Genomic DNA, 16,560 nt, shown 5'->3' with positions numbered 1-16,560 from the left:
AAAGTCCTAATAGCGGCCAAATACAGGGAAAGGAAAACGTCTGGCGGATGGCTGCGTTTAGTGACTTAATTCTTTAAAACTACGTAACTACATTGCTAAATATCAATAACTGGCGTTCAGGCTGAAACCTGCCGTATGACTGGCCGTGCGGAAGAGTTCAGGTTTATGCACGGGCCAGCCGACAAAGGCGTCGTACTGCACGCCCAGCCATTGCCCCCGCAAGCCGACGAAGCCGCCCGTCAGGCGGCGCGCGATCAGCCATTCCGCGGACGGCCCGGATACCTCGCCATGATCGAGTCCCGCATACGCTTGCTGGCCGCTGCTGCCCAGCGGCACGCCGACCTCGTTGCGCAGCAGCCAGCCCCGTTCGGCCGACAGGCTGCTTTCGCCGTCATAGCCGCGCACCGTGTAGCGCCCGCCGATGGCGAAGCGGTCTTGCGGCACCAGCGGCGTACGGTTGTGCTGCGTGCGCCAGCTGCCCGTGTAGTGCAGCGGCTGGCCAGCCAGCGTGAACGGCGCCGACACGGCCGCGTCGGCCAGCAGCAAGCGCATGCGCGAGGTACCCTCGCCAAACGCTTCCTCGGGCGCGGCCAGCGCCTCCATCGCGCCCGTGCCGCGCCGGTATTGCAGGTTCACGTCCAGGGTCGCCTGGCCCATGAATTCGCGGTGGCCGATACCGATTTCCCAGCCGGCCATGCGGCGGCGCTGCACTTCCACTTCCGTGTCGTCGATGAAGTTTTGCGCGGAACGTTGCCAGCCCCGTAGCGACACCGTCGTCTTGCGCGAGGCGTCGCGGTACACCAGGCGCGACAACTTGACTTCGCGATTCTGGCTGGCGCCGCTGTAGTTGTAGTCCTGGCTGATGCCGGCCACGGACTGGTGGTAATGGCTGTCGCTGACCGTGAAGGCCAGCAGCCAGTAGGCGTAGGGAATCGAATAGTGGGCCACCATGCCGGCCGTGCCGCGCGGGCCGTCGCGGTCACCGTCGACGTTCTGGTTCAGGCTCAGGTAAAACAGGTCGTTCAGGGTCAGCCAATGGTCATACGACAGGGTCACGCTGCCCTGCAGCTTGCCCGTCGAGCGCGAACCGCCATCGTCGAGGCCCAGCGCCAGGCGGAATGGCAAGCCCTGCTTCCACTGGATCTGCAGGTCGCTCTCGCCCGGCTTCGCATTGCCGCCCTCGGCCGGCATGATCTGGATATCGGCTTCGGCCGTCGGCACGCGCTTGAAGTTTTCCAGCGCCTGTTCCGTATCGCGCACATTGAGCAAGTCGCCAGGGCGCGCCGGCACGGCATTCCACCACGTGGCGCGGGGATTCGTGCCGGGCGCAAAGCCGATCTGGCGGATGCGCCCCGGTATCAAGGTCAAGGCCAGCGTCCCCTTGCTCAAGTCCTGCGGTTCGGCCAGCACGCGCGTGGTGACATAGCCGCGCGCGATGATGGCGTTCTGCATGCGGCCCATCACCACATTGATGGCCTGCGTGCCCAGGCAGCGTCCCAGCGCAGAGTCCGGCGCACCCAGGTCGTCGCGCCCGGCGGCAGCCAGCGCCCACTGGAATTGCGCGGCGCCCTCGCCTCGCAACACCAGCTGGTCAATCGTAAAGCATGGCGATTCGCCCGCAGGCAGGCGGTTGGCGGACGCGGCCGCGGGCGCATCGAGCAGGCGCACGTCGGGAGTGCGTTCCTGCTGCTGGCGCAGGAGGCGCTCACGTTCTTGCTGGCGGATAAGTTCTTGGCTGGCATCGTCGCGCTGGCTGGCGCCAGGCGGATTGGGAAGGGGCGGTGCAATTTCAGGACGGGTCTGCGCGGACACGGCGGCACACAGGGTGCCGCTAAACAAAAATACACCGCACCATGGCGTCAAGCGCAGGTGCATATGTTGCCTTAAGTAATTATTTACGTAAGGAAATTATAAATTAATTATTTCTATAGGGCAACTTAATTTATTTATTGAGAACTTTACCTCCTTGGTAACTGTCTTTCAACTATCCAATTACCACTAGTAAATAGATGCGCGACCTCGTGGCGTCAAAGCAGGCAATGGGCACCCCAGCATCGAGGCCATAAAAAAAGCCCTGTAAAAACAGGGCTTTGGCTTACCTAATCAGTAAGAACATGACATTTTATAATCGAAACTTATTCCACTCGATGGTCAATGAGCCGGCTAAGCATTTGATTTCTCTATGCTCTTCGGATCAATGAACAGCTGATGCCCTCGAGACAAGGTAGTATATGTCGATATATGAATACTTAGCAAAGAATCACATCAAGAGAATAGGGGGAAGATTTTCGCCCCCATCTAACGCGTCAACGGTCCCATAACTATGAAATAGTCAAGACGAGGTCATTACCACAACAATTGCGTGGTTTTACTCTGGAAATTTCTTAATTAGATACGGATTCCGTCGAGCGACTGGTGCTTATCCATCCACGACTTGACCCACAAAGGTTGACGGCCGCGACCGCTCCACTGCTGTTCTTGGTTGTCAGGGTTGCGATACAAAGCAGCCACAACTTTTTTCTCTCCCTTCGCTGCATTTTTTGGTACGCCTGCGATCAACTGGGTCAGCGGCACGCCGACCCGCTGTGCAATCGCCTGCATTTCCGCACGGGCTCTTTCCAGCTCGTCTTTTTGTCGGGCCTTGATTTCTTGAATTGCTTGCGCTTCCAACTTTTTTAACTCGACCAGTGACAATGATGAGATATCCATACGAACTCCTTGAAAGTAGTACAAATTTTCGATGACACCTGTATGTGACTTGAGCACGCATGCCAAGTCAACGCCATTCTAAGACAATTCGCACGTGCTTTAGCCCCCTTATTTCTCATTGTGCCATCGAAATACCTAGCGATAGGGGGCAATTTCGGCTGGAGCCATGCAACTGGCCCGACAACAATAGCGGAAATCACCGTTGCCACGAAAGCCGAAATATGGAACCACGACCCCCTTCTTTCGCATCGACCTGGCTTCTGGCCATGCTCCAAGGACAGACCTATGACCAGATCGCAGCGCGGTTTCGTGTCACGAAGTCGACGGTGTCCAAATCGGTTGCTGATTTAGCGCGAGATCTACAATCCGTCGTAGGTGTGATCGGCATCGACGAAGACAGTGCTCCCACTGCTCAGGTCATCCGCGCGCATGGGAAAGATTATCTGGAGGCATTGGAACATTTCGTGCCGCTGGCGAAACCTGCGGCCACAACCTCACCGCCGATCATTGCCCATACGCAGATTGAGCAACTAGTGCTGCACACGGCACGGCATAGTCGCTGCAAACAGCGCGATATCGCCCTTCTCCTCATGCTTATCCATACCGGCGCACGCCCGAATGAGATCGCCAGGATGACCGTTGCCGACTACATCGATGCGCCGGGCCGGTACCGCTCGCCACCATGGCTGCCAGCGCATGCCGCGTCGAATGGCATAGCACGCCCGCTTCTGCTTTGCGACGCAACAGCGTTGTACTGGCTTGACGCGTATTTGGCGTGGCGCGTGGCCGCTGGATACGGTGTCAGCGATCCGAGCGCATATCGAGGACTGCAGGGCGACAGTAGCCTATTTCTCAGCCGGACCGGTGAGTCGTTCACCTCGCCATGCGCGAAAGCCTCCTCCGAAAAGGGTTTACATGATGTCCTGCAACGTATCTTCCGCTACGCCAATCTGCCTGGCCTTGGTGTGCTGGGCGCGCGGCGCTCCGTCGCGCATCGCCTGCTCGCCGACGGCTGCACAGCCGAGGAGATCGCGTTTTATCTTGGAACGCGAGCCGGTACGGTGCGCCGCCTGTTGTCGAAGAGTACCCAGAAACCACCACATCCGCGTATGTAGTCCTTACCTTCCCGCCCCTGAACGCATTCAGTCTTGCCGTTGCCTGGACCAACTCCGTGCGTTCGCGCCACGGGAAAAAGTCGGGACACGATAGCCGGGTTGACTCACTACAGACCAATGAGAGGATGGTTCATCGCTCATTTTCACGTAAAGGAGACCATCATGGACAAGGAAATCGTCAATCGCTCGCTTGCGCAAGGCGCTCCGCCAACGGTCCTTGGCGAACGGCCAGCCCGCATTCCCACCGGCGGCACGATTCGGGCGGGCATCAAAGTGCTGACCAAGGCGGCCGCGAGCAATCCGCAAGCCAAGGCGATCTACGAGCAAGGGCTCGCCTCAAACTGTTCATTTGAAGAGATCGGACAAAAAATTGCCGAAGCTTTTCCAGACATCAAGGCACCGCTTGTTCCCAAAAATGTGGCCTGGTTCACCGTACGTCCGAATGACTTTCCCAATCCGGCCCTGGCAGCGCAGATTTTGGCGGCCTTTGGCGAGGATCGGGGTGACGGCGTCATCCGGCTGTATCGTTTTCCAGTCATCTTTCCTGCCGATACCTGGCAACTGGTCATGCCACACGAACTGGCCGCCTGGGCACGCAACGACAAGCGCTACTGGAGCGAATATGCGTCGGATGGCCATACGCGTTACTGCAAAATGTACGCCCCGGTCCGCTTTGATGAGCGCAGCCAGCGCGTTGTACGTACCTTCGGTGGGCGGCCACTCCAACTGCGGCCAGAAAACAATGGCGTCTGCGATCCTGAAAACTGCCCGGAATTTCAGAACCGGCAATGCAACCTGACCGGAAAGTTCATTTTTTATATTCCTGGCATTCCCTCGATCGATGCTTTCGTGCTGCACACGAACAGTTTTTATGCCATGAGCCGCGCCATCGAACGCTTTGAAACCATCTCGTTCATGCGCGGTGGCCGTCTTGCCGGCTTCCTGGATCAACACCGCACGCCCTTTTATTTCAGCAAAAAGCTGCGCGACGTCTCGCATATCGATCCCAAAACCGGGCAATCCGTGCGCAGCGCACACTGGATCATCGAACTGGAAGCACCGATCGATGTCTCCTCGCTCTTGATCCAGCACGACGATGAAAGCGCTTTACACCTGGCGGATCAGGCTGCCAATATTTTGCAGGGTCGCAATGAACAGCAAGACGCGCCCGTAGCCTGTGGCAGTCCCGATGATGGATATGTCGCAACATCGGAACAGCCTGCGGAGACCCGAGCATCTATAGAGCAGAAGCCGGCCCCCGAATCCATGCAGTCTGCGTTACCTGCGCAGGACGCCCCATCTACCGAAGATGAAGCGATCAACACCCTGTTCGACCTCGCCGCAGCCTATGGCGTAGATCGGGAGCGCTTCGGCCTCTTTGCTGATCGCCAGTGGGGCGCCGGCTGGCGGCGCAATGTAAATGGCCGCCAACGCGTGCTGGCGGAACTGGAACGCTATCAAAATGATCCGGAGGGCTTTTGTGACAAGGTCAACGCCCGCCTGCGCGCGTCCGACACGCCTTTATCCAGGCCACGCACTCCAACAGCGCCAGCCAAGGACAAATAATCATGCGCATCGCTCATTTTTCCGATCTGCACTATGCAGTATCGACCTTGCCCGAGGTCGATACGTGCTTCACCTATGCCGTGGACCAGGCGATCGCAAGACAGGCCGAGGTCGCCGTCATTACGGGCGATACCACCGATCATGCCCTCGATGCCCATTCGCCGGCGTTGATGGCGCTTGCGCGCCAGATCCGGCGCCTGGCCGACCATTGCCCAGTGCTGATGTTACAAGGGACCTTCTCACACGAGCCACCCGGTACGCTGGATCTGTTTTCACTGCTCGGCGGACGGTATCCCATTCATGTGGCCAACCGTCTGCAGCAGGTCATCCTCAATAGCCGGCGTGAATGGACGGCTTCGACACACGCCCGTTTCGATACCAAAGAATGGTGCAATGTGGAGTGCGCCCTGCTCTGCTCGTGCGTTCCGACCATGAATAAGGCGAATTTGGCCGCCGGTGCCGGCGCGGAACAAGCGGGACAGGCGATGGGCCACTATCTTGCGGACCTACTGGCCGGTTACGCGCCGGGCAATCTGCTGGCGCGCCAGCGGGGCATACCCACCATCGCGCTCTCCCACGGTACCGTGATCGGCTGCATGACAGAACATGGGGTGCCGATGGCGGGAATGGACCATGAATTTACCGCAGGCGCGCTGTTTCAGGCACGAGCCAATGCCGTCATGTTGGGGCATATTCACCTGCATCAGGCGTGGGAGCAGCATGGGCAGATGATCGCCTACCCTGGTTCCATTGGACGGTTGCATTACGGTGAACAAGGTAGTAAGGGCTTTTTGATGTGGGAGATCACAGCAGAGGGCGCTTGCTGCGAACTCGTCGCGACGCCGGCGCGCCGCACGCTGGAACTGGCGTTTGCCGGGCCGCCGGATATGGATGCACTGCACCAATACGTCGCTAGCCACTCCATCGAAGGTGCCTGGGTGCGTATCCGCTGGCAGTGCCTTGAAGAGGAACGCACCGCCATCGACCGCGAAGCGATCACGGCATTGTTTCGTGGCGCGGCAGGCATCAAGCTCGAAGGCCGTGTGATTCCCATTGTCCGTGCAAGAGCGGAGGGAATGGCACGCTGCCTTCAACTCGAAGAGCAAATCGATACCTGGGCACGCCAGGTAGACACGCCAGCGGCGCCCCTATTGACCTGTCTGGCCCAGTTAGCCACCCACTCACCCGCCGACATCGCCATGGCCGCCCTGTCAGGAGAAACGGTCGCGGGCGAAGCTTAGACAGGCGGAGGCAATGCTTCGCGAAACGGGCCTGTGCAGCCTTGAGGTGCGCATGCTCCGCTTCATACTAAACATCAGAAAACACTCTGAACAGGAGAGATCACCATGCGCCCTCTTTCCCTCACCTTGACGGGCTTCATCGGCATTCGCGACGGGATGAACAAAGAAACATTGACGCTCGACTTCGAGCGTATGACAGCCGGCGCCCAGCTGGTGGCCATCGTCGGCCCTAATGGACGAGGCAAAACGACCGTTTTAGACAACATGACTCCCTATGCAACCATGCCGTCCAAGGCAGGGGCTGACGGCCTTGGCAGCTTTTCCTACTATGACGAGGTATATTTGCCGGTCAACCGCAAGGAACTCGTGTGGGAAATGGGGAAACAAAGATACCGCACCCAGATCATCATTCGCCTCAACGGCAAGCGCAGGAGCGAGGCCTACCTTCATCAGCTCTGCGCTGGCACTTGGCAGCCCGTGCAACTGCCAGACGGTACCCTTTCCGATGGTCGAATGGAGTCGTATCAACGCTGCGTCGAGGACATCGTCGGTCCGGCCGCCACTTTCTTTACCACGGCATTTTCGGCGCAGAACAGGCGCCAACTGGCTCACTACCGCAATGCGGAAATCAAAATACTATTGAGTGACCTGCTCGGACTGGAGCGCGTGCGTACCAAGGGTCTACAGGCTGCGGAGACGGCCAAGCTGCTGCGCTACGGGCTTTCTGGCTTACAGCAGGAACGGCGGCTGCTACAGCGACAGATCGATGACAATCACGCGCTTTCACGGCAATTCACCACGCCGGACGACGCGCTGGAGGCGCTACAGCGCTGCAGGAAGACAGCCCTGGAAGCGCTGGATGCCCAAAAAAATACCCTGGCGAACATCAAAGCCGAACAAGCCGTTGACGCAACCTACCTGAACCAGCGCCAGCAGCTCCAACAAACGCTCCAGCAGCTACGCGATCGCGTGCGGACGGTCAATCAGCGGATGGACGAGCGCGAACACGACCTCATTGAGGTAGGCCAGGCATTGGCACAACGGATCCTGCAACGGCGGCAGGCGCATGCACAGGAATATCAGGCGCTAACCAGCAGGCACGCGAGGCTGCTGTTGCTAACCGCCGATCACTGGCGCGTGGCCCAGGCAACTCGGCGACTGTCGATCCTGACCCGCCTCCTGGAATGCCGCAGCAATCATGCCGCAGCCTGCCGTCAGTTGCATGATCGGCATACCGAAGCAGCCTCCCAGCGTGCGCTCGCCATGCAAAAGATCGATGCGATCAACAGGGAAATCGGTGAAACGGTATGTCAAACCAGAGCATTGCACCAGCGCCTCTCGCTCACCTCACTCGTTCCGTGCGCGGGAACCGAACTACAAGGACAATGCCAGCTTCTTGAACACGCCCGCGCAGCCCGCCCCATCATTCCGCAGTACGAACTGTCCCTGCGGCGCCTGGAACAAACGCGGCACCAACAAACCGAGCTGCTATCGCAACTGGACGCGCAAATCGCAACACTGCCGAACACGGCAGAGCGCTTGGCGCGCGCGCTACACCGCCTGGATAGAACTCGGGCTAAATGCTCAGTCAATCAGCAGCTTGCCGCACGCACCGGCGAGATCGAGCAGGCACGCGCCAGCATCGACGATATCGCCCGCCGCATTCCCCTGTTCGCACAGGCGGCCGACCATGAAACGGATACCGAAAAGCAGGAAAAAGTACGCATCGACAGGGAACTGGCAGCCATTGCAGGTGAGCGCGCCCGGGCCACACAGGATGCGCGCGTGGAACGCGAGCGTATTGAACAGCAACTCTCCGCGCTTCCTGTGCCGTTCGATCCGACTCGTCTCGCGCATGCTCATCAGGAAATCGCTCACTGCACGGACAAGCTCGCGGCGTGCGAAGCACAACTGCACGAAGCGATCGGGCGCCAGCACCGCCTGACTGAGCTTCAACGCCAGCTACTGGGTCAACGTCAAACGCTAACCGCCCTGGATGCCCGCATTGCTCATATTGAAGAACAAACTGCAACCTGGTCTTTGTTCGCCACATGCCTGGGCAATGACGGCGTGATCGCATTGGCCATTGACGACGCGGGCCCCGCCCTGTCGATGCTCACCAACGATTTATTGATGGCGTGCTATGGGCCACGCTTTACGGTATCCATTCGCACGCTGCTCGACTCGAATAAAGGGCAATCCAAGGAAGGGTTTGACATCATCGTCCACGACGCCCATACCGGCTTCGCCAAGAGCGTATCCAAAATGAGCGGGGGTGAACGCGTCTGGATCAACGAATGCCTCACGCGGGCCATGGCCTTGTACCTGGCCCAGTCAAGTAACCGACGCAGCGAGACGCTTTTCTCGGACGAGGCCGACGGAGCTTTTGATGCCGAGCACAAACGCATGTTCCTGGCGATGAAGCGTCAGGTCATGCAACTGGGTGGCTATCAACAAGAGTTTTTTATTTCCCATACGCCGGAATTATGTGATTTGGCTGACGCTACGCTCAACCTCATGTGAAGTGAACCACAGGGTGGGAGTAAGTCCCTGTGCCAGGTTCACCTGCGCCGGGCCAGCGCTCAGTGACTGAAATGCTCAATTGCGACGCGATCACCCCACTCGCAAAAAAAAGCGCCTCTGGTAGAGGCGCTAACTGTTTCCAGACAGGCATTAAGCACGGCCTTCACCAAGCGCAACAAGGCTGGCCGCCCTGCTTTGCCTTTCGCTCACGATGCATTGACGTCGCCCATTTCTCCAACAAACCCCATCAACCCTTTGAGCACATGAACATCTCCAGGCACCGTGAGCACGACACAAGCGCATTTCGGCTGCCGTCTTGGCGAGACGATTACCTTCCAGCCACAGTTCCTGCAGCGACTCATTGAATAGAAACACCAGCGGCATTTCCTCCCTTCCGTCGAAGTAGTCTTCGTAGCCTAAGTGCAGAGCTGCCCGAAATGCTTCCAGGTGCACAAGCTCGCCGCTACCGGGTCGCCACTTTTCAGTTGCTTCGATATATTGCTGAACTACGGCCAGGCCGTGTACCTCATCAGCACCGTCCATCATCGCCTCCATGGTGTTCAACCGTTTCGGCAGGGTCCTGCTGACGCTTCCTGCGCAATTCCATCAACTGTTCAACACTGTCGCGTATCGCTGCGTGCGCAAAACCCATCAGCCAGGCATCCCGCAAGCCGACCTCCCTATTAAACAAGCGCGGTACTTGCTCAATGCCGCGCTTATAGTCGTCATACCCCATCTCCTCAGCGCGATATAACATCACGCTCATCAGCTCGTGCCGCCGCCGTTCATCGTCACGGATGTCCAGCGCGCGGCAATACTCGTAATAAATCAAACCAATCGTTATATTGATCACTTCGTTCATGACAATGCTCCTTAGTGCAAATGCCCCACGTCACCGTCCATCGAACCTCCATGTGCATAGCAAAGATCCTTTGCTGAGCACAGGTGTCCGGTCGTCAGGTCGCAAAAGCAAATGCACGTCCTGTTTGTTCGAATAAACTGCGCGCCGTCCCGGGTCACAACGCGTGTACCCGGAGACAACGCCTCTAACTGCTCAATGAGCGGATCGACCTCTCCAGCTGCGTTGGCGCGTGTTGCCCCACTCCTCTTCCAGTGTGAATATTGATGTTTCATGATGTCCTCCATACTTGAGGGAATTGAATAATCCTGGGCAATGGATGCCTGCACACTGCACGACCCTGGACCATGCCAGCCTTATCCATGCTGGCGACTTGAAATCTGCTCGATGGATGCCTATCCTGAGCAACGGATGCATATACGGAAAACGATCTGTGCTGGATGACGGATCTGATGAGGGCCACCATTGGCAAAAACATGTTGCAACTTGGCGTACATATCCGACTGACGTCGAGAGACGTCGAGCGCCTGCGCTACGTCACCGGCTTCGAACCAGTGGGTATCAAAAGGCTCGCCGATCTCGACGCCTACATCGAACAATGCAAACAGCATCTACAGGGTCGGGCTGACGAGACGCGGTTACTGCATAGGCTCATCGACGAGACGGTGGCATCGTGCCGCACATCGGCCAGCGTCATGCTTCACCGATAGACTTGTTTGAGGCGCGACGTCGACGCCGCCACGCCTAACTCGATCGCCAATCAACGCGCCCTGCCGCCAGTGCGCCTTGTCGGCCGCTGAGACGCATCGATACCCGCCTGTTGCCCAGGTTTAGTCGCAGCCTGGTCATGCAATGGACGAGCAATCTCTGCCGGCGATAACCCTTTGCCGACATCCACCTGACTAGCGTCCGCAGATGTCAGCCTGCGTACCTGAGCGGCAGCCCTGTCCTCGCGCTCCGGCAAACAGACCATCACGATCGCTCCCATCATTCTGAATAGCCTTCCCACCATGCCGAGGGGAACGCCGATCACCACATGAGCAGTCCAACGGATACCAGCGCCAATCTTGCGCAGGCGTACCTGACGCGCTTTTTCACTTCGAAGTACATGTCTGCAGCGCAGATACAGGCCACTATGCTGTAATCGCAATTCACCGCTCTTCTCCAGATGTGCCACCAACTCCGCGGCAATTATCGGATCTGCCGCGCGCCGATATAGACTCGCCCAAACCCGTTCTTCTTCAACTTCGACCAAGGAGCGCCGACGCTTTCCGGCCCTCATCTCTCCATCGTTTTGCATGATGTCCTCCACCAAAAACAAAAGGGAACGCCGGCATCCCATTGGATGCTGGTGCTCCCTCATCGACACACGCCTCGCCCCAATAAAAAGCAAGCGAGACAATCTGTTTAGCACTCCCACTCATCTGGTAACGAATAACCGCATGCGGGGCAATCAATGCTCCAGTGTTGATTGATCGCGCCAGATTCGGCACTTTCCCAGCTGTGGTACCTGGCGCGTTCATGCGAACATGCCGGACACTCCGCCTCAAAGCGCTCATCGTCGAGGTCCATCCCACCAGGTTCGACGCCCTTTCCAAATACCCTGGTTACCATGTTGAGCTCCTTAGCAAGCCCTAGGTCCATACGATGAATGAAACTGGGCAATCAGCCGCGTCAGCCAAGATCGCCGCAACCAGAACTCAGTCGTGAGACGGACAACACGAGCAAACACCGCGCCTATGCTCGACCTCTGGTACTGAAGCCCACTGCCAAGATGAGACCGATAGAACTGCAGCGCGTCATTTGAAGCGTGCGGCAGCATGGGACTACCTGAGCGCGGGAGCAGTAATGCACACCGGACATCTACCTCCCCGTCCACCTCATGCAATCCGGTACCGCCGAGCAATACGCAAAGCGGGTATTGCTGATCCTGTAAAAATTGTCGTTGGGACATGATAGCTCTCCAAAAAAAGAAGGCACCATGGTCCCGTATGGGACCGCGATGCCCCATACACGAGTAGATATGCCTGGCTATCGTCAAAAGCCGATAGGCAAGCGAAAAAGGCCCACCATTCCTGAGAACAGGGGCCTAACCTGAGAAGTATCTAAAAGACGGTACTTCCATGACGCAAACGATCCTCTGCTTGCGCAAATCAGCCTGGTAAGTGGCCAGGCGAAGATCGGTTGCCGAAGCAACGTGTCGAAGTCCTACTCGACCGATGAATGACGGGTAACGACCGCAACGCTCACCACGCGAGTGGCAAGATCCTGCAAGACATCCGCGATGGATGATGCAGGAGCAATGTGAGAGCGATTCTCACAGAAAGCATTCTCATTTTGTACAAAACAGTGAAATCTTCAAGCAAGCGGAAGCGACAAGTTCGCCGAATTTTAGCTGACTGATACACACCGACTCATTTGCCAGAAAAATCAAGTGCAGCGGGCCTTGCATCAAAGCGACGTTGTTGATTAGTCCGCCAATCGGGGTCAATGCTCGTAGCTACCTGGTCCAAATCCCTCATCAGGTCCGGTTTTGGGCACTCAAGAAGATTGGCCGCGAGGCTTGCTCTATCAGCAGAACCATAACCGTATTTTTGCACTAGGAATGCTGCCAGTTCCGGTGTTTCGGCACCTCGATCCACATCTTTTTTTCGACTCTCTGCATAGCGATACATGAATACCCACGACCACCTAAAAATGTAGCGCAGGAACTACAGTTCTTCCAATATCGTAGTGACTACGCTACAAAACATCTTGAATAGGTGTTTCTCAATCGATAAGCTGCGTTCATCTTATTGGAAAAGAGCAATATGCAAACGACTTATCTACCCGAGCGCAATGTCAGTCAGGTATTGCTAACAAATCTCATCAACGCACTTAAGGTCGCCGGCCCGGAGAACGAGGATGGCAATCCCACACGCCTCAAGCAGGTCGCCGTGCAGCGCGCTACTGGCATCGCCCGCAGCACGCTGAACGATCTTCTGAAGGCATGCGCCGATGGCGATGCCAACCCCGACCTACGTACGCTGTGCCGTCTGGCAAATGAACTGCACATTCCTGTGGCTTTTCTGTTGATGGGCCCACGTGAATGGCGCACGTTGCTGAGCACGTTTTCCGACATGGCGACGGGGGACATGCATCATGCCGCCGCGAAACGAGACTTTGGCAATGGGCTGCGTGGTCCGCAGGCCGCGCTGCAGATCCTGCGCGACGCCGATGTCTATCCGCTGCCAGTTCCCAAGTTTGCCGATGCAGACGACAGCCCCGAAGTGGCCCGGCTTGAACGACAAAACGAGGCGTTTCGCCGCGCCACGCTCGTCACCGCGGCCCTGGTGCAAGCCGCCGGGTCGGATGCCGACATGCTAAAGCCCCTGACGCTTCTGGCCGCAGCGTATGCAAACAACGACAAATCCCGTTACCTGAACAATATTACTTGACCGAGGAGTTGCCATGCCACTAATTACCGATCCCGACCTGAACCAGTTATTGTCCGACGCCGCCAACGACGACCTGGGCATTCTGGCCGACTACATTACAGACAAGGGCACGGGCCGCATTTCCCTGTCGAGCGAGGTCTGCAACGTCCTGCACCAAGCCCGTACCAAAAACGACTTTCCGCAGGCGTCCCGCGCATACATCGCTGAGGAACTGCAGCGATTTGGCGGCAATTCCCTCATGAATCTGTTCCGCGGCGGAGCGGGCGTGAGCTACAAGGAGGTGCTGTGCGATGTCGCGGAACACCTCAAGGCGGAATTCCGCAAGACGGATGATTGCGGCCGGATCGAAACCGCCATCCTCACCCGCTTGCTGGTGCAGTCGATGGAAAAAATGTCGGCTGCGGAGCGCGAAGACGTACTGAAAGACTTTGGTCAATCCGGGATGCCGATGGGCGCTGCCGGCCTGGCCGGAATGACCGCCGCGATTCTCGCCTCCGCTGCTCTGCGCTATCAGCTGGGCGCCATGGTTGCCGATGCTTCCGTCAAGGCCCTGCTTGGCCGGGGCCTGATCTTTAGCGCATCCGGCGCGACCGGACGAGGCGTGGCCGCCGTACTCGGGCCGCTCGGGTGGGCTATTGCCGGCATGTGGACGGTCTATGATCTGGCCAGTCCCGCATACCGTGTGACGGTGCCATGCGTGATCCAACTGGCATACATGCGCAACAAACCACTGGCACTGGGCCACGCGTGTAACCGCTGCGGTGCGACGCTGGCATCAAACGCGAAATTCTGTAGCGCATGCGGTCAGCCTACCGGCGCCGTCAACTAACGCTCCCCTTTCATTCACCTGACCTGGAACAGACATGTCGAACCAACTCAATTCACCACTCGATCACCTGGCAGCGCATGCGATCGCCTTTGCGGCAGGCGCCATCGTTGTCATCTCCGGCCAAGTGTATGGCCTTTATGTTCGCCGCAAGGCGCAGCGTGCAGCCAGCGACGTGCAAGGCAATATCAACGTAGGAGCCAGCCGCTGATCAGCGGTCAACTGAATCAAAAACATCATGGAACATTCTAATTACAACCCATTCACGATGCCCCTGGCGGCAGCCAGCGCGCAATTCGCACGCAATACGACCGAATACGATTACGCGCATTCTACGCTTGCCTGGTACGAGGCCGCCTCCCCCGACGCGTTACACGCTAGCCTGCAGTGCGACAAACGAGTACTGACTGGTGTCGGCATCTCGCTGCAGGCATCGCGTACGACGCTGAGCGAACACGACCTCAACATCACGCAGCTCAAGCAAGCCATTCCGTCGATCTGGCACCTGTTGTCAACTGAGCGAAAAGTCGCGGTGCGCATGCATGATGAGGCGGTGAACCAGCGGGGTCAGCTCGTGGCAACCGCAGACCGTCTCGCATTAGTGCAGGAAAGCACTGTCCAGAAAATACGGGAGCAAGAGCGGGAACTGGTGCGCTACCGGTCCTTCGATCCATTGCAGGCGCAGGCCAAGCTCGCGCTGATTCCGGCAGAGCAGGCGCATTTGATGAGCGTGATCGCGGATTTGACAGTCAAGGAGCAGAAGGTGGCAGCGGATCTGGCGCCGATGCTGGCGCAGTTGTATCAGCTCGATCAGGAAGAAACTAGTCTGATTCATCAGATCGGTCAGGCCAACGCATTTGACGAGGCCCTGAGCAGGGAAAGCGATGGCAGGGCACGCCGTGTCATTCACGAGCAATGCGACCGGATGCTTGGCAACGCAAAGCCGCGTGCTGCTGCCGCGATGCGTGAGAGAAAATTGAAGGGCGTGCGCGCGACGATGGCGAAGGTAAAGGAGCGCCTCGAACTGGTGGCGCGCCGGCACAGCATGAACGTGCAAACGCTGGTCATCGATGGCAGCAATCTTCTGTATGCAAACAAGTCGAACGGCGAGAGGAGCCTGCTCGGACTATCGGCCCTCGACGCTTTGGTGCCGGAACTGGTCGCCAAGGACAAAAAAGTGATTGTGTACTTCGACCATGGTGCGCCCAATTTGTTGCGCAAGACACCGGCAGAACTGCGCCGGCGTTTTGCACCATGGACAGATGATGTCCACATTGCAGCGCCGGGCGAAAAGGCCGACGAAAGCATCCTGGCAACCGTTGACCTCGATCCTCACTCTTATGTCATCAGTGGCGATCGCTTCCGTGACCACATGATGCAATACGACTGGCTCCGGGACCGCCTGCTCACGCCACACCTGACATCGGAACGGCTGTTCCTGCATGCCCTGGATATCCACCTTTCCCTGAAACCAGCGCCATAGTCGACCAGCCGCTGCGTCAGGTGGCGCGGTGGTAACGATGGCCCAATAATCACGATAGAAACGGAACAATGTATGGCACAAGGCAAGGCAGAAAAAGACAGCAAAGCGGCGGGTTCGACCATCATGAAAGTCGTCGAGACGATTGCCATCACGCCCGAGGATGCACGCGCAATCGTGTGCCAGTACGAAATCCAGGCGCGGGCCAAACATGCTGACGCCAGCGACGACAAGATCAAAAAGCTGGTCGCTAACAAAATCATCAAGCGTTACGCGAAACTGGCAGCGACATCGGGCGGGGCTACCTCACTTGCTGGTGTCATACCAGGTGTCGGCACAGCGATCAGCATGGTGGGTGGCGGACTCGCAGACGTTTCCTTGAGCATGAAGTTTCAGATTGATATGACGATGTGCCTTGCGATGGCGCTGAAGGACAACCTGGCCAACGAAGATGCCAAGCACATGTCGTTCATCATCGCCTTGTGCGGAAGTCTTGAGAAAGCAGGTGTGGCAGGTGGGACAAAGATTGCGTCGCGGGCTGGCGTCAAAATGGTCGACCAGTATCTGAAAGGTACCGCGTTGGTCTTCATCAAGCAACTGTTTAGCAAGGTCGGCATCACCTTCACCAAATCGGCCACGCTCAAGGCCATTCCGTTCGGGGTAGGTGTCGTCCTGGCCAGCTCGGCTGGCTACGCCATGTCGCAATATGTCGGCAAATCCGCACGAGATTTTTTTCTGCTGGACGACGACCTGGATTGACGCAACGGTACCGGTGTCATCAAGCCGAAAGAAAAAATCGATACT

16 protein-coding genes are annotated in these 16,560 nt (G+C 57.6%); 10 read left to right on the top strand and 6 right to left on the bottom strand.

The annotated features are described in order from the left end of the window. Positions 1 to 102: 102 nt before the first annotated feature. Both GCN78_RS18275 and GCN78_RS18270 read right to left on the bottom strand, forming a co-directional pair. On the bottom strand, positions 103 to 1,875 hold the full coding sequence (locus GCN78_RS18275; RefSeq protein ID WP_152252962.1) for a ShlB/FhaC/HecB family hemolysin secretion/activation protein: 1,773 nt from the start codon (positions 1,873 to 1,875) through the stop codon (positions 103 to 105). Positions 1,876 to 2,388: 513 nt separating this feature from the next. Then, positions 2,389 to 2,709, bottom strand: a complete 321-nt coding sequence (locus GCN78_RS18270; RefSeq protein WP_152252961.1) for an H-NS histone family protein — start codon at positions 2,707 to 2,709, stop codon at positions 2,389 to 2,391. Positions 2,710 to 2,930: 221 nt separating this feature from the next. On the opposite strand from GCN78_RS18270, the gene GCN78_RS18265 reads away from it, so the two are divergent. The 4 genes from GCN78_RS18265 to GCN78_RS18250 all read left to right on the top strand — a co-directional run bounded on the left by GCN78_RS18265 (position 2,931) and on the right by GCN78_RS18250 (position 9,154). Further along, the gene (locus GCN78_RS18265) at positions 2,931 to 3,824 is read left to right on the top strand and encodes a site-specific integrase (protein ID WP_152252960.1); all 894 of its coding nucleotides are present in this window, start codon (positions 2,931 to 2,933) and stop codon (positions 3,822 to 3,824) included. A gap of 162 nt (positions 3,825 to 3,986) precedes the next feature. Then, positions 3,987 to 5,390, top strand: a complete 1,404-nt coding sequence (locus GCN78_RS18260) for a recombination directionality factor (protein ID WP_152252959.1) — start codon at positions 3,987 to 3,989, stop codon at positions 5,388 to 5,390. Positions 5,391 to 5,392: 2 nt separating this feature from the next. Further along, positions 5,393 to 6,631 (top strand): metallophosphoesterase family protein, encoded by a 1,239-nt coding sequence (locus GCN78_RS18255; protein WP_152252958.1) that lies wholly within the window; start codon positions 5,393 to 5,395, stop codon positions 6,629 to 6,631. Between the two features lie 105 nt (positions 6,632 to 6,736). Continuing rightward, positions 6,737 to 9,154, top strand: coding sequence for a sbcc family protein (locus GCN78_RS18250; protein WP_152252957.1), 2,418 nt, complete (start codon positions 6,737 to 6,739; stop codon positions 9,152 to 9,154). A 150-nt stretch (positions 9,155 to 9,304) separates the two neighbouring features. Here GCN78_RS18250 and GCN78_RS18245 read toward each other — a convergent pair whose 3' ends face one another. Together GCN78_RS18245 and GCN78_RS18240 are read right to left on the bottom strand one after the other, a co-directional pair. Next, complete coding sequence (locus GCN78_RS18245) at positions 9,305 to 9,709, bottom strand: hypothetical protein (RefSeq protein ID WP_152252956.1); 405 nt, start codon at positions 9,707 to 9,709, stop codon at positions 9,305 to 9,307. Continuing rightward, positions 9,684 to 10,016 (bottom strand): hypothetical protein, encoded by a 333-nt coding sequence (locus GCN78_RS18240; protein ID WP_152252955.1) that lies wholly within the window; start codon positions 10,014 to 10,016, stop codon positions 9,684 to 9,686. The genes GCN78_RS18245 and GCN78_RS18240 overlap by 26 nt, the downstream gene beginning before the upstream one ends. Positions 10,017 to 10,453: 437 nt before the next feature. Here GCN78_RS18240 and GCN78_RS18235 point away from each other — a divergent pair, with 437 nt between their 5' ends. Next, a complete protein-coding gene (locus GCN78_RS18235) occupies positions 10,454 to 10,723 on the top strand; it encodes a hypothetical protein (RefSeq protein WP_226939704.1) in 270 nt (89 codons plus the stop codon). 50 nt (positions 10,724 to 10,773) lie between these two features. Here GCN78_RS18235 and GCN78_RS18230 read toward each other — a convergent pair whose 3' ends face one another. Further along, positions 10,774 to 11,313 carry a hypothetical protein gene (locus tag GCN78_RS18230; RefSeq protein WP_152252954.1) on the bottom strand — a complete coding sequence of 180 codons (540 nt, stop codon included), beginning with the start codon at positions 11,311 to 11,313 and terminating at the stop codon, positions 10,774 to 10,776. A gap of 1,114 nt (positions 11,314 to 12,427) precedes the next feature. Further along, positions 12,428 to 12,688 (bottom strand): hypothetical protein, encoded by a 261-nt coding sequence (locus GCN78_RS18225; protein ID WP_152252953.1) that lies wholly within the window; start codon positions 12,686 to 12,688, stop codon positions 12,428 to 12,430. A gap of 135 nt (positions 12,689 to 12,823) precedes the next feature. Between GCN78_RS18225 and GCN78_RS18220 the strand changes: the two genes are divergently transcribed. The 5 genes from GCN78_RS18220 to GCN78_RS18205 all read left to right on the top strand — a co-directional run bounded on the left by GCN78_RS18220 (position 12,824) and on the right by GCN78_RS18205 (position 16,515). Beyond that, positions 12,824 to 13,450, top strand: a complete 627-nt coding sequence (locus GCN78_RS18220; protein WP_152252952.1) for a helix-turn-helix domain-containing protein — start codon at positions 12,824 to 12,826, stop codon at positions 13,448 to 13,450. A gap of 13 nt (positions 13,451 to 13,463) precedes the next feature. Further along, positions 13,464 to 14,279, top strand: a complete 816-nt coding sequence (locus tag GCN78_RS18215) for a ubiquinol-cytochrome C chaperone family protein (protein WP_152252951.1) — start codon at positions 13,464 to 13,466, stop codon at positions 14,277 to 14,279. 34 nt (positions 14,280 to 14,313) lie between these two features. After that, positions 14,314 to 14,487, top strand: a complete 174-nt coding sequence (locus GCN78_RS29390; protein WP_193316777.1) for a hypothetical protein — start codon at positions 14,314 to 14,316, stop codon at positions 14,485 to 14,487. Between the two features lie 27 nt (positions 14,488 to 14,514). Continuing rightward, positions 14,515 to 15,759 (top strand): PIN domain-containing protein, encoded by a 1,245-nt coding sequence (locus GCN78_RS18210; RefSeq protein WP_152252950.1) that lies wholly within the window; start codon positions 14,515 to 14,517, stop codon positions 15,757 to 15,759. 72 nt (positions 15,760 to 15,831) lie between these two features. Continuing rightward, positions 15,832 to 16,515, top strand: coding sequence for a hypothetical protein (locus GCN78_RS18205; RefSeq protein WP_152252949.1), 684 nt, complete (start codon positions 15,832 to 15,834; stop codon positions 16,513 to 16,515). The last annotated feature ends 45 nt before the right edge of the window (positions 16,516 to 16,560 follow it).

It is taken from the genome of Janthinobacterium rivuli (genome assembly GCF_009208735.1).
GTDB lineage: Bacteria > Pseudomonadota > Gammaproteobacteria > Burkholderiales > Burkholderiaceae_D > Janthinobacterium.
Note: the sequence above shows the minus strand (reverse complement) of the source record. Positions and strands in the feature narration are given on the sequence as shown.

Bases quoted from the DNA above. Each gene is read 5' to 3' on its own strand.
- GCN78_RS29390 (WP_193316777.1), top strand. From the start codon at position 14,314: ATGTCGAACCAACTCAATTCACCACTCGATCACCTGGCAGCGCATGCG.
- GCN78_RS18275 (WP_152252962.1), bottom strand. From the start codon at position 1,875: ATGCACCTGCGCTTGACGCCATGGTGCGGTGTATTTTTGTTTAGCGGC.
- GCN78_RS18240 (WP_152252955.1), bottom strand. From the start codon at position 10,016: ATGAACGAAGTGATCAATATAACGATTGGTTTGATTTATTACGAGTAT.
- GCN78_RS18230 (WP_152252954.1), bottom strand. From the start codon at position 11,313: ATGCAAAACGATGGAGAGATGAGGGCCGGAAAGCGTCGGCGCTCCTTG.
- GCN78_RS18235 (WP_226939704.1), top strand. From the start codon at position 10,454: ATGACGGATCTGATGAGGGCCACCATTGGCAAAAACATGTTGCAACTT.
- GCN78_RS18265 (WP_152252960.1), top strand. From the start codon at position 2,931: ATGGAACCACGACCCCCTTCTTTCGCATCGACCTGGCTTCTGGCCATG.
- GCN78_RS18215 (WP_152252951.1), top strand. From the start codon at position 13,464: ATGCCACTAATTACCGATCCCGACCTGAACCAGTTATTGTCCGACGCC.
- GCN78_RS18255 (WP_152252958.1), top strand. From the start codon at position 5,393: ATGCGCATCGCTCATTTTTCCGATCTGCACTATGCAGTATCGACCTTG.
- GCN78_RS18225 (WP_152252953.1), bottom strand. From the start codon at position 12,688: ATGTATCGCTATGCAGAGAGTCGAAAAAAAGATGTGGATCGAGGTGCC.
- GCN78_RS18250 (WP_152252957.1), top strand. From the start codon at position 6,737: ATGCGCCCTCTTTCCCTCACCTTGACGGGCTTCATCGGCATTCGCGAC.
- GCN78_RS18220 (WP_152252952.1), top strand. From the start codon at position 12,824: ATGCAAACGACTTATCTACCCGAGCGCAATGTCAGTCAGGTATTGCTA.
- GCN78_RS18205 (WP_152252949.1), top strand. From the start codon at position 15,832: ATGGCACAAGGCAAGGCAGAAAAAGACAGCAAAGCGGCGGGTTCGACC.
- GCN78_RS18260 (WP_152252959.1), top strand. From the start codon at position 3,987: ATGGACAAGGAAATCGTCAATCGCTCGCTTGCGCAAGGCGCTCCGCCA.
- GCN78_RS18245 (WP_152252956.1), bottom strand. From the start codon at position 9,709: ATGGAGGCGATGATGGACGGTGCTGATGAGGTACACGGCCTGGCCGTA.
- GCN78_RS18270 (WP_152252961.1), bottom strand. From the start codon at position 2,709: ATGGATATCTCATCATTGTCACTGGTCGAGTTAAAAAAGTTGGAAGCG.
- GCN78_RS18210 (WP_152252950.1), top strand. From the start codon at position 14,515: ATGGAACATTCTAATTACAACCCATTCACGATGCCCCTGGCGGCAGCC.